Raw genomic sequence first — 12,595 nt, 5'->3', positions numbered from 1 at the left:
AGTAGTAACAGGGTTTAAATAATATGCTCTATATTAACATTTGCTTATCAAACTCAAAGCACGTTTATTTTTTGCGAGGCAACTTTACGCCACTGGCACAAAAGACACCTAAACAAATCAATACAATACCTAATGCCGAAGCCATGGTAATGGATTCGGATAATAATGGAATGGCCGCTAGTGTCGCCATCACAGGGGTTAAAGAACCAATCGCGGCCGTGCTTTCAGCACCGATTCGATTAATAGCAAATCCGTAAGTAAAGCCTGTTAAGAGTCCGACTAAGATGGCCTGCACGATAAATTGCCCTGTCAGCGTCTCTATAGAGGCCAAACGCATTCCAGATTCAAGCACACCCAAAGTGTAAAGCAATAATAACAATACGGTTGATACCAAGCCTAAAATAGCGGTAGCCGCCAAAGGAGGTAAACCAGCTACACGCAGGCAAATCGTAAACACCGCCCAACAAAAACTCGCCGCTAGAAAGTAGAGATCGCCTTTCCAAATGTCTTGATTACCATTGAAAAATGACAGGCCAACTAACGCGCAGACACCAGTAGCTATCAGAGCTAACCCAATAAACCTTTGTTTACTGAGCGCTTCTTTATAAACCAATACCGCTATGGCCGTAACAAATAGCGGAAACGTTCCTGGAATTAATAAACCCGCATGAGCTACTGGCGCATGATGCATTCCAGCCGAACTTAAAAAGAAAAAAGGCAAACCTGCACCGAAAACCATTCCGGCCAAAATTCGTTTAGGAACAGTTCGCACTTTTTCCCATGACCTATAGAGAAAAGGCAAAAAAATTAACGCTGGAGCGGCATATCGCATCAACGCTAAGTCAAACGTGGTCAAACTCGAGGCGACACCCATTTTTACTGATATAAGCCAACTGGCCCAAATCATAATGGTAATAAAAGCCGCCGCAATGCCCAATTGCAAATCTGAACCTGTTGCCATACGACGATATGCTGGCGCTTCGACCACTAACGCGTCGCCCCCTTGATCTGACATATACTCTCTCCTGCGGTTTTCAATTAGGTTTCACTAATGAGGTAATGACCTCACTGAATGACTTATTTAATGGAGATCATTATGGGCGGTAAGGGACGAGCATGTCCTTGCTAAGATAGATTGAAATATATGAATTTTTAGCACAGAATAGCGTTTTGAATGTATTTTTTGAGACTTCATGCCAAATATAGAAATAGATAAGACCGATCTTAATATTTTAGGGATTTTACAAAAAGAAGGTCGTTTAACGAATGTTGAGCTGGCTGAAAAAATCAACTTATCCCCTTCCCCCTGTTTAAGACGGGTCAAAAAGCTTGAAGAAAGTGGCGTCATTACTCGCTATAAAGCCAGTGTTGCTAGAACAGAAGTAGGGTTCACCATGACCATTTTTGTTGATGTCACTCTAGATAACCATAGAGATCAAGCCAGTAAAGCGTTTGAAGACGCTATATTGAATATGCCTAACGTCATTAGTTGTTTTGTTATTTCAGGTATGGCGGATTACCATTTAGAAGTCGTTGTTAAAGACTTACCTCACTATGAGGTCATACTTAAACAAATTCAGACTCTGCCTTTTGTAAAAGATATTCACAGCAATTTTGCGATTAGGACCATAAAAACAGATTCACCCTTACCGCTTTCCCCCTAATAAAGCGACTTTTTTGTTATTCTGTATGGAATAGAGCACAATACAGCCCAAAAAAATGGCCACTAATGGTAAACAGTAGCAGTTTATTCTAACTGAGCAATTCCATTTTTTATCTAGGGTGATTATAGTCATATCTAGAAAAACAACTTGAGGTGTAGAGTCCGCGGTTTTCTCTTGCACATTGGGAAACGATTTCAGCTTACTCTAGACAACCCAAGCTTAATTCAATCAAATTATAAAATAGAGGATAAATCTCATGGCGGCAGCATTTGGTACCGTTTTTATGCCTGAAATGGCAATCTCTTGGTTTGATGGTTCTCGTTGGAGCCCATCAGAGATGGTCCAAAGTAATTCAATTAGCTTACACCCTGGCGCACATGTCTTACATTACTCAAGCACATGTTTTGAAGGCTTAAAAGCGTTTCGTCATGATGACGGTTCTGTGCACCTTTTCCGTATGGATAAGAATATTGCACGTTTAGCTCAAAGCAGTCGCTTATTGTATTTACCTGAATTAAGTGAAGAGATGGTTTCCGACATGATCAAAGAAACGGTTGCTCGTTTTGCTGATGAAGTACCGTCGCCTCCAGGTTCTTTGTATGTACGTCCAACCCATTTCGGGACAGAAGCGGCAATTGGTAAAGCCGCTGTCGCGTCTAGCGAGTCTTGCTTTTTCGTTTTAACCTCTCCGGTAGGTGATTACTTTGCTGGTGGCGATAAAATGTTGCGTCTATTACTTGAAGACAATGGCATGCGCTGTGCTCCTCATATGGGCATGATAAAAAGCGGTGGTAACTATGCAAGTGCTTTAGGGCCGATTAGTCGAGCACGAGATGACGTTCAAGCAGACCAAGTACTGTTCTGCCCTAATGGGGACGTTCAAGAAACCGGCGCGGCTAACTTCATTCTAATCGATGGCAATGAAATCATTACGAAAGCCTTAGATGAAAGTTTCTTGCACGGTGTAACCCGTGATTCTTTGCTGATTCTGGCTAAAGACATGGGAATGACCATATCTGAACGCGACATCTCGGTTACTGAATTACTTGAACGCGCAGCAAAACCTGGTTGTGAAGCCGCTCTATCAGGGACCGCGGCGGTTCTAGCCCCTGTTGGAACCTTTATCTATCAAGGTAAAGAATACACTGTGGGTGACGGACAAGTTGGCCAAACCATGCTGAAGCTGCGTACAGCTCTTAATGATATTCAATGGGGTAAAGCTGAAGATACACACGGTTGGTTAACTCGCGTTAAATAATGTGTAAACAGAATCGAATGATTTAATAAAAATCCGCGAACTAACGACCCTACCGACCGTTCTTCGCTATCAACCTCAGCAATTGATGTGTGTTATCCAGTAGCTCAATTGCTGAGGTTTTTATCAGTGTTATTCTTCTTCGCTCTCTTTCGTTAATTCCTGTAATTTATTTTCCATAATCTGACGACATTCCTCCATTAACGAAGGAATATCTTCAACGCTTAAATTCTCTGTCGAGATAGGTGCTAGCATTTCTACTATCACTTTCCCATTATTCCATCGGCTTAGCTTGATTTTATTATGTATGTCACTACTAACAACCGGGATAATAGGTAGTCCAGCCTGAACGGCCGCATGAAAAGCCCCCGATTTAAAAGGCAACAATCCTCTTCCTCGGCTACGAGTCCCCTCTGGAAACATCCAAATAGATAAATGGCTGGCTTTCATTTGATCGACTATTTGATCAATAGTCGCAATCGCTTTTTTGCGGTTGGTACGGTTAATTAAAATGTTTCCGCTGGCCCAATAGAGCAAACCAAAAATAGGAATCCACACGATACTCTTCTTGCCCACGGTGACGGTTCGCTTGGGAAATAACGAAGGGAAAATAAATAAATCAAAGCTGTTTTGATGATTACCTACGTATACCGCTTGCTTGGGTAATTTAGACTCAGCGGTAATACGGGGTTCAACGGAGAGTCCAATAAAACGACTTGAATAGGCAAAAGCATGACATACGTAATATACCTTATTAAGAGAACGAAACATTAATAAGAAGAAAACCAGCCCAAGGCAAGTAACGGATATCAATAAACCGATCAAGAGGATAGAGCGGAAAAAAATAACAAGAATTTAAACACAGATGGCATACATTACCTATCAGTTGGATGACAGTGAAATATCACATAGCACTTTTTAAACGACTTAAGTATTAGAAGAATGAGGTTGCCACCATTTACCACTATCCGTGTTAAAAGCGCTCACCCATTGGTAAAACTCTGCAGCCGCTAATGGCTTGGAGAAATAATACCCTTGAATCGTATCGCATTCAAAAGACTCTAAAATATCCAGCCCTATATAATTTTCCATACCTTCAGCCGTCACAGTGAAGCCAAAACCATGGGATAATTGTACTGTTGCACTCACAATTAAGGCATCATTTTTATTAGTATCAATATTTTTTACAAAAGTCCGGTCAATTTTCACTTCATCTACGGGTAAATCTCGTAAATAGGCCAAAGAAGATTGACCTGTTCCAAAATCATCTATAGAAAGCTTACAACCTAATTTTTTCAACTCACCCAAAACGCAAATAACCGTTTTAGTGTCCGCCATAACCGCACTTTCCGTCACTTCTAACGATAATAAGCTGGCATCTAATCCAAAATAATCTAAAGAGGATTGAATTTGATCTGGTAGATGTGTGTCTTGTAAATCATGAGCGGACAAATTAATCGCGACCTGCATTTGCATACCTTGCTTTTGCCAGATCACTTGTTGCGCTAATACTTGTTGAATCACCCATTGAGTGAGTACTTTAATGTTACCGGATTGCTCTATCAGACGAATAAACTCATCTGGAGGAATAAAGCCCAATGACGGATGTATCCATCGAATTAATGCTTCCGATGATAGACATTGACGCTGAGCAATGTTTACTTTCGGCTGATACACCATGAACAGCTGTCCTGTTTCAAGCGCTTCCGGAAGGTCTCTGATAATGGTAAGTTCTCTTTGATGACTCTCATCTTGACCCATTTCATAAACGACAATGCCGTTTGATGTGTTCTTAGCTAAATTGGTTGCAATATCAATGCGACGCATCACTTTATTGACATCGCTGGAGGAATCCGCAAATGGCAATACCCCAACACTTAACTGAAGATTAATACTTGAGCCCGCCAATTCAAATTGATCACTGCAAGAACACACTAGTGCTTTCATATTCTCTTCTGATAAGGTTTGCGAATGAATAATAAGAAACTCATCCCCCCTAGTCTAGCTAATCGATCTTCTGGGTTTGAGACATCGATCAATCGTTGTGCAAACAACTGCAATAAACGATCACCATTTTCAAAGCCCATCATATTGTTTATGTCTTTAAAATGACGAATATTAATCAGTATCAAACTGCCGGTAATTCTAGGCAAACATTCTGATAAGTACCTTTCCACCGCCGATCGATTATACAATCCTGTCAATAAATCATGAGAAGCACGATAGGTCAGCTCCTCCTCTCGTTTAATGATATTGGCTTGCATGGCCGTCATGGTACCGGACAAAACACCAAATTCACCATTCATCTTTGGTGCAATGTATTTTTCACCTCGTCCAATTTTTTTAGAAAATTCAACTAACACTTGTATGGGCTTCACCATGGATCGAGCCGCAAACCAAGCCGATAAAATGGCTAAGCTTAAGGTAATAGCAAAAATGCTAATAAGTTGATTACGAGCACTTTGATAGTTTTCTAACCAAGGGTGGAAGGGTAAATGCAGCACAGCCCATTGGCTTTCTGTGTTCAACTTTACAGAGAGAGAGGTAATCCTCATTATTGGTAAACATAGGGGTTTGCGACAGTGAGTTTAAATCGGTAAGAGCAGAAAATAACGTCTCTTTAACCTGATCAGGCAGAGTGGAAACACCAAGGTTACTGTGTAATGTATCTTTATTTAAAAAACTGATGTCCAAACTGGTTACGTTTTTAACTTGATTCGCCAGCGCTTCGTTCAGGAGAAAGCCCATTCCTACCCAAGCAATGACATTTGGGGCTCTTACCGGCACAAATACCATCTGATAAGTTTGCTTCTCTATCTCTACTATATTCGCTACGCTACGACGCCCACTTCGACGAGTTTGTAAGATGATATTTTGAAACTGCTTAAGCTCAATCACATCTTGAGTCGATGTTAATAACTCTCCGCGAGGAGAAAGTAACAAAGAAATATCGGCATTTATCCTACCACCATGATTGTCTAGCACAGAACGAATCGTATCGTTTTCCCGAGTGGCCACGGCCTGCTTAAAACCAAAATCGGAAGCCAGTATTCTAACCCCAGTAATTAACTGGGTTGCTCTATCATCTAACGTTAATTCAAATACATTACTGGCGACTTTTAACGTCTGTATGCCCTGCTCCAAGTTGTCACTTTTCATGGAGTCTAAAACCGCAATCGCCGAGCCTAATTGAACCAGCGTCAACAAACCAATAAACAATGCAATTAAACGAGAACGAAAACTAACCAGCATACATGTCCTTTAATTGAAGACCTCTATTATTAATAAGAATATTCACTTTCAGACTCATCCTCGTCAAAAGTTTCTATAATAGGTAAGACAATGTCGATCGTTTTGACGCTTTTATTGAAGGTAATTTCTGTCGCCTGTAGCGCATCCTCCTGCAATGGATGCCACGTTTTCAAATCAAAGGCATCATCGGGTAGTTCCGTAAAATTCACTTCCCCGTTTGCATCGGTGACACCATAGTAACGGCTATTCGTCACATAGATGTGTGACTGCATTGCATCATGGATATTACACCCTAGCGCAACCACACCAGGCTCATCAAATACAACAGGTTCGTGTGACTGCCCCGAAAATAACTTTAATTCAAAGGTTTTGACTGGCGAAAAAGAATACACATGGTGGCGAGTTTTATCGTAATTAGGGAAGGTCACACTTGAACCCACAGGCACAACTAATACAAATGGCGTGAATTGACGCATTCTTTGAGCCACTTCATATTGTGCAGCAGATGTATTCGTCTTGTCATTATTGAGGTAATTCTCATTATATAACTCAATCACCGCATTCTGGACAGGTTGTTGGTAAGCATCCACCACACTTACTGTGAGATCAGACGCAAAAAGAGAACTCATGCCAAACAGGGTCACTAGCATCGATAGGTATACTTTTTTATGGATGGGCAGCACGTCTATTATCCTTTATTAAATAGGTTCAATGTCATCAAATTTGATCCACGGGGTGACGTTAAAGCGAAGCAATATTCACATTCATTAACATGCTTTCTATAAACGTTATAACCCTAGCCTTAAATAACACAATATTCATCGATGAGATTGAATAAATTACTCTTTGCCTCTTCATTGTAGCTTATCCTCTAACCAAAATAACCCACACCCTAATAATTTTGACAATACAGCGTTCTACCTTCTCTTTTTTAGTCAAATTCTTATGCGTCTCTTCATTCAAATAAAAAATGGAAATATCATCATTCTGATAATTTGGTCTTGACTTTGAATTGAATCCTTATCAATATAACTAAAGTTTAAATTAGAAACTTTTGTTTATAGCGTGACTTAATATTATGACAGAACAAGAAGAACGAGTACTTACAGCCGTTAAACAATCCCCTTTGGCTACTCAACAGGAGCTAGCCGACAGTTTGAGTATGACTAGAGAGTCTATTGCTGGACATATCATGAGACTCACTCGCGCTGGCTATATTTTAGGGAAAGGTTACATCATCCCTCAGCCTGACACGCTATTAATCATTGGAGGTTGTAACCTAGACATTAATGGCTCTCCTCTTCATAAGATGAAATTAGCGGATTCTAACCCTGGAATTATTCAACAAAGCGCTGGCGGCGTTGGTCGAAATATTGCTGAAAACATTGCTCGCTTAAATAATCAAATTCACTTTCTTTCCATCGTTGGTCAAGACAGTTCTGGTGATTGGCTATTAGAAAAAAACCGTCAATGCGGAATTAGTACACAAGATATTATTCGTCACCCTGAATTTAATACCAGTAGTTATCTATCTATCAATGATGAAAAAGGCCAACTTGTTTCGGCTATTGCCGATATGAAGATCATAGATGCGCTCGATGCAAAACGCTTAGAAAGTAAAATGCCATTACTGCAATCGACAAACCGCATACTCATAGAAGCGAACTTAGCACCCAACAGTATAGAATGGTTATCAAGGCTTTCTTTGGATGTGGACTTTTATGCAGATGCTGTATCGGCAAGCAAAGCGCCTAGGCTACAGCCTATCCTCGCTAGATTAAGTCTTTTGAAGGTGAACAGAGATGAAGCCAAATCGCTGTTAAATATGCCTCTGAACAACCCAATAACCGATGCCGAATTGGCTCAAGCTATTATAAATCAAGGTGTAACAGCGGTACTACTTAGCCTTGGCAGTGATGGCGTGCTTTATAAAGACGAGAAAAGCATGCTCAGCATTCCTGTTTTCCCTACCACCCCTGTCAGCGATACAGGCGCAGGTGATGCTCTTTTCGCCGGTTTTATTCACGCGCAAAGCAAAGATTGGCCTTTAAAAGAAAGGCTGGAATTTGCTGTTGCTTGTGCTGGCGTAACACTTGAATGCGAACAAGCAAATGACCCCAATTTTTCAGAAGAGACAGTGATTAAATGGATTAAAACAAAATCCTAAGGTCTCGTACTGTAACACGTTAGCGAACGATAACATTTTCTATAAGGTTGAAAATAAATATGAATAAATTTCTTGATATTAGCCCTGAAGTTGCTGAAGCCCTAGCTAACAACAAACCTGTTGTTGCTTTAGAAAGTACTATCATTTCTCACGGCATGCCTTGGCCACAAAATGCTGAAACAGCCAAAAAAGTAGAAGACGTCATTAGAGAGAATGGCGCTGTACCTGCAACGATTGCCATCATTGATGGCCGTCTAAAAGCAGGCTTAAGCCATGAAGAAATTGATACTTTAGGTAAAGCGGGTCTTTCCGTCATTAAATGTTCTCGCCGTGATTTGCCTTTTGTTATTGCAAAAGGTCAACATGGTGCAACAACGGTAGCGGCTACTATGATTATTGCAGCAATGGCAGGCATCAAAGTGTTTGCTACAGGTGGCATCGGTGGTGTTCACCGCGGTGCACAAAAAACATTTGATATTTCGGCTGATCTGCAAGAACTAGCAAAAACCAATGTAGCGGTTGTTTGTGCTGGTGCAAAATCCATTTTGGACTTGGCATTAACACGTGAATATCTAGAAACTCAAGGTGTTCCTGTAATTGGTTATAATACGGACTCATTACCGGCTTTTTATACTCGAGAAAGTGATTATACGGTTGACTACAACCTAACGGATGCCAAACAAATTTCAGATTTTTTACAAGCTAAATGGTCTATGGAGTTAAATGGTGGGGTCGTCATTACCAATCCAATCCCAGAAGAGTTTGCTATGGATAAAGCCAGTATTGATAATGCAATACAACAAGCACTAGCTGAATTAGAAGAACAAGGCGTTGGCGGTAAAGAATCAACCCCTTTCTTATTGGCCCGAGTGGCTGAATTGACTGGTGGCAATAGCCTAACCAGTAATATCCAGCTTGTTTACAATAACGCACGCCTAGCGTCTGCCGTTGCGGTAGAAATGTCTAAATAAGCGCAATCTAGATACGAGGTAGTCGATGACGGACTGCCTCGTATTCATTAAATTTACCTATTACATTTTAAATAGCCCAGTAGGTATCTTGCCAATAATCTTGCTGATCGGCCTCTAGAAAACTCCAAGCAATAAAGCGACTCATTTTCTTCCCTTGAGCCATATTGATGGTTTTGACTTGAATTGCCCCACTGTTTTCCAGTGCTCGGTATATTGCAGGCAAACTGCTTTGTCTAGCCACTAAAGAAGTAAACCAATAGCAACGATCGCGATAAGTTTTACTTTCCTCAACCATGCGACAAATAAACCCTTCTTCTCCACCATCGCACCATAGTTCATCAGCTTGACCACCAAAATTCAAAGTCGATCGAGACTTGCCTTTTAAGCCTCGCCACTTACGCTCTGATTCCGCTTTCATCGCTGACTCAGATGAATGAAACGGCGGGTTGCACAAGGTAATGTCAAACCTTTCATCCACTTGCCAGATACCATTAAAGAAAGACGTCTTATTTGACTGTAACCGAACCTGAATATTACCGGTCAAATTTGTATTTGACTTAATAACCATAGTGGCTGAATCAACGGCGATTTTATTGATATCTGAGCCAATAAACTTCCAACCGTATTCTCGGTTTCCTATTATGGGATAGACACAATTCGCTCCAACTCCGATATCTAGCGCTTTAACCATAGAACCGCGAGGAATGACGCCAGCATTCGAGTCCGCTAATAAATCGGCTAAATAATGTATGTAATCGGCCCTTCCAGGGATAGGTGGACACAAGAACCCTGCAGGAATATCCCAAAAGGGCACGCCATAAAAATGGCTTAATAAGGCTTTATTAAGTGCCTTTACGGCCAGCGGATTAGCAAAATCAATCGATTCATTACCATACTTATTTTTAACGACATATTGCGTTAATTCTGCACAAGAATCGGCAAGCAAAGCAAAATCGTAACGCATCTTGTGAGGGTTTCGAGGGTGCAATTCAAGCTTATTCTTTGTTATCAACGCTTTTTCAAACGATTTTGTAGCGGCAGTGTTTGGCTTTTTTGTCATTTTTTAACAGTCAATTGTATTTGTTCATGAGTAAATTAATGATCCAATCAATAAGAGTCAAATGACAACTACAGTGGCATTAATTTAAGTGTTATAAAAGATAGTTTAACAGGAACAGATTGCATAAGAGCGAGAAGCGTCTCTATTCCCTTTTATAAAGTAAGATAAAAAGGCAATACAGATAACCCCGCCACAAAAACAATAGCAAAGAGAGTAAAAGCAAACTCAATCGGATTTTCTTTTAAATGCGACATAATAGCAGGCCAAAATGCTATTTTTTGTTCTCGATACGACGCTTGCCTCTTAAGCTGATCTTCATATATTAACGCTCTTGCTTTCTGAAAATCTGCATCATGACGAACCCAGAGAGCCGCAAGCGATATTTGCCAGCGGCCAGCCGTTGTCTCATAAAACTCAATGTGATGCTCGCTGAGCATTTTTCTTACCGCTGCGGCCTCTTCATCAGGAACGTATTTTAAAGCAAATACTAACTTCGCCATATAACAACCTACACAAATATACTATGTGCGCTATTATGACGGCCTATTAGGACAATGCAACTGGCTGGAAAATCTTATCTTGATTTGCCAGCCATTCGATAATGGCCGTTTCTGATAAGGGCCTACTAAAATAATACCCCTGAATAGAATGAATCCCCATAGAGGTGATGGTATCTAGCTGCTCTTTTGTCTCCACCCCCTCTGCAACTAAAGACATATCCAGTTCTTGGGCGAGTTTTATCACATAGTCGAGTATTTGATTGGTTACACGATCTTGCCCTATATGCTTGACAAAGATCTTGTCAATTTTTAATGTTTCATAGGGAAATTGACGTAAGAAATCCAACCCAGAATACCCTGTACCAAAATCATCCACAGAAAGGCCTATACCACATGCTTTTAAGCGCTGAAACTGGCGTAATGCTAACTGCATTTCTTCGTTATTAAAGTTATTATTTTCTGTCACTTCAAAACCAATGCGGCCAATTAGAAAAGGGTTAGCTTTCATTACTTTCGACACCATATCAATAAATTCAGAATTTAAAAAACTGCCCCGGTCGATATTAATGTTTACCATAATGGAGGGTAATCTCTTTTCATTACGAATTAAAAAATCCACTACTTTGGAGAATACCATTTGTGTCAATCTTTGCATTAATCCGAACTCAACGGCTTTTTCAACAATAATAATAGGAGAAACACTTCCAAAACGATCTGAACTCCACCGTAGCAACGCCTCCACTTTCGGTGTTGTTTGGTGATACACATCGACTATTGGCTGATAATGTAACTCCATGTCATCTTGTTCAATCGCGGCTTTTAAATAACGTCTGAATGAATGTAAATAATCTCGATACCAGAGCAATAATAAATGTGTAACGGATGCACAGGCGATCCAAACTATTAAAAATAGAATGGTGTTTGCCCATAATCGATCAATGAAATAATCCGTTGTTATCCCAAGCTCTAACCTTAACTCATTGCTTAGAAAGCTGTGCCTAGATACATCCCAAATACCTGGGAAGTTTTCTAATAGATTTTCTTCTACGGAATCCAACGATGGGGAACGATGCAGCGCACGATTAACAATAAATAAGCGAAATACTATGCCATTATTGAGTTCATTCTGTAATTCTTTAATCAAGAGGTCGGCTGGAATCACGCTATTAGCACCTAAACCTCGCTCGTTAACATAAAAACTAAAGAGAGACTTTTGACCTGTTAATTTTGCTTTTGTATAAGCAAGAGTAAATCGATCTTTATTGATTTCTAAGCGTTTTTGGATGGTTCTCCAAACAGGGATCGTCATTTCCCCCAAATTAGTACAATATACAGATAAACGACCGTCTTCCCCATATTGCATTAAACTTAGTTCTTTTGCATAGGGAGACATGAAGGTTTTGGATCTCAATGCATTAATCTGAGACTCATCACAAAGAGGTGCTTCCCGTTCTACTAGAGAATGTAACTCGGTTTTGTTACTAGACAAAAAGCGATCAATGGTAAATATTGCCTGCTGAGTTTTCTGTTCCAACTCCCTATGCGTTTCCCATAAAGAGAACATTCCCCAACAAGTCACAATAATAAAAAAGAAGTAAAATAAAGATGACGTGGTTGTTTGATAAAAACGACCTAGACTTGATGATGTTGTAAATAAAGGAGAATGACTCAATCTAACCCCAAATAGAATAAAATAATTTATTTTTGAATATATTTAGGTATAGCA

At 40.2% G+C, this 12,595-nt stretch carries 13 protein-coding genes; 4 read left to right on the top strand and 9 right to left on the bottom strand.

The window, feature by feature from the left end; genetic code table 11:
* Nucleotides 1-64: 64 nt before the first annotated feature.
* Complete coding sequence (locus O1D97_RS06605; protein ID WP_269124006.1) at nucleotides 65-1,015, bottom strand: DMT family transporter; 951 nt, start codon at nucleotides 1,013-1,015, stop codon at nucleotides 65-67.
* A gap of 178 nt (nucleotides 1,016-1,193) precedes the next feature.
* Here O1D97_RS06605 and O1D97_RS06600 point away from each other — a divergent pair, with 178 nt between their 5' ends.
* Together O1D97_RS06600 and O1D97_RS06595 are read left to right on the top strand one after the other, a co-directional pair.
* Nucleotides 1,194-1,664 carry an Lrp/AsnC family transcriptional regulator gene (locus O1D97_RS06600; protein ID WP_269124005.1) on the top strand — a complete coding sequence of 157 codons (471 nt, stop codon included), beginning with the start codon at nucleotides 1,194-1,196 and terminating at the stop codon, nucleotides 1,662-1,664.
* A gap of 256 nt (nucleotides 1,665-1,920) precedes the next feature.
* Complete coding sequence (locus O1D97_RS06595; RefSeq protein ID WP_269124004.1) at nucleotides 1,921-2,922, top strand: branched-chain amino acid aminotransferase; 1,002 nt, start codon at nucleotides 1,921-1,923, stop codon at nucleotides 2,920-2,922.
* Nucleotides 2,923-3,051: 129 nt separating this feature from the next.
* Here O1D97_RS06595 and O1D97_RS06590 read toward each other — a convergent pair whose 3' ends face one another.
* The 5 genes from O1D97_RS06590 to O1D97_RS06570 all read right to left on the bottom strand — a co-directional run bounded on the left by O1D97_RS06590 (nucleotide 3,052) and on the right by O1D97_RS06570 (nucleotide 6,854).
* Nucleotides 3,052-3,690: a 1-acylglycerol-3-phosphate O-acyltransferase gene (locus O1D97_RS06590; RefSeq protein WP_269124002.1), complete on the bottom strand. Its 639-nt coding sequence runs from the start codon at nucleotides 3,688-3,690 to the stop codon at nucleotides 3,052-3,054.
* Between the two features lie 156 nt (nucleotides 3,691-3,846).
* The gene (locus O1D97_RS06585) at nucleotides 3,847-4,866 is read right to left on the bottom strand and encodes a putative bifunctional diguanylate cyclase/phosphodiesterase (protein ID WP_269124000.1); all 1,020 of its coding nucleotides are present in this window, start codon (nucleotides 4,864-4,866) and stop codon (nucleotides 3,847-3,849) included.
* A complete protein-coding gene (locus O1D97_RS06580) occupies nucleotides 4,863-5,423 on the bottom strand; it encodes a GGDEF domain-containing protein (RefSeq protein WP_269123998.1) in 561 nt (186 codons plus the stop codon). Before O1D97_RS06580 ends, O1D97_RS06585 begins: the two co-directional genes overlap by 4 nt.
* Nucleotides 5,371-6,171 (bottom strand): cache domain-containing protein, encoded by an 801-nt coding sequence (locus O1D97_RS06575; RefSeq protein ID WP_269123996.1) that lies wholly within the window; start codon nucleotides 6,169-6,171, stop codon nucleotides 5,371-5,373. Before O1D97_RS06575 ends, O1D97_RS06580 begins: the two co-directional genes overlap by 53 nt.
* 29 nt (nucleotides 6,172-6,200) lie before the next feature.
* Complete coding sequence (locus O1D97_RS06570; protein ID WP_269123995.1) at nucleotides 6,201-6,854, bottom strand: methylamine utilization protein; 654 nt, start codon at nucleotides 6,852-6,854, stop codon at nucleotides 6,201-6,203.
* 395 nt (nucleotides 6,855-7,249) lie between these two features.
* Between O1D97_RS06570 and O1D97_RS06565 the strand changes: the two genes are divergently transcribed.
* Nucleotides 7,250-8,338 carry a PfkB family carbohydrate kinase gene (locus tag O1D97_RS06565; RefSeq protein WP_269123993.1) on the top strand — a complete coding sequence of 363 codons (1,089 nt, stop codon included), beginning with the start codon at nucleotides 7,250-7,252 and terminating at the stop codon, nucleotides 8,336-8,338.
* A 59-nt stretch (nucleotides 8,339-8,397) separates the two neighbouring features.
* The gene (locus O1D97_RS06560; RefSeq protein ID WP_269123991.1) at nucleotides 8,398-9,309 is read left to right on the top strand and encodes a pseudouridine-5'-phosphate glycosidase; all 912 of its coding nucleotides are present in this window, start codon (nucleotides 8,398-8,400) and stop codon (nucleotides 9,307-9,309) included.
* Between the two features lie 67 nt (nucleotides 9,310-9,376).
* Here O1D97_RS06560 and rlmF read toward each other — a convergent pair whose 3' ends face one another.
* The 3 genes from rlmF to O1D97_RS06545 form a co-directional block, all read right to left on the bottom strand.
* Nucleotides 9,377-10,369, bottom strand: coding sequence for a 23S rRNA (adenine(1618)-N(6))-methyltransferase RlmF (gene rlmF / locus O1D97_RS06555; RefSeq protein WP_269123990.1), 993 nt, complete (start codon nucleotides 10,367-10,369; stop codon nucleotides 9,377-9,379).
* A 152-nt stretch (nucleotides 10,370-10,521) separates the two neighbouring features.
* Nucleotides 10,522-10,869, bottom strand: coding sequence for a DUF6164 family protein (locus tag O1D97_RS06550; protein ID WP_269123988.1), 348 nt, complete (start codon nucleotides 10,867-10,869; stop codon nucleotides 10,522-10,524).
* Nucleotides 10,870-10,915: 46 nt separating this feature from the next.
* Nucleotides 10,916-12,541, bottom strand: a complete 1,626-nt coding sequence (locus tag O1D97_RS06545; protein ID WP_269123986.1) for an EAL domain-containing protein — start codon at nucleotides 12,539-12,541, stop codon at nucleotides 10,916-10,918.
* Nucleotides 12,542-12,595: the final 54 nt, after the last annotated feature.

The organism is Marinomonas phaeophyticola, assembly GCF_026966905.1.
GTDB classification, from domain to species: domain Bacteria; phylum Pseudomonadota; class Gammaproteobacteria; order Pseudomonadales; family Marinomonadaceae; genus Marinomonas; species Marinomonas phaeophyticola.
This window is presented reverse-complemented; position numbering and strand designations above follow the sequence as displayed.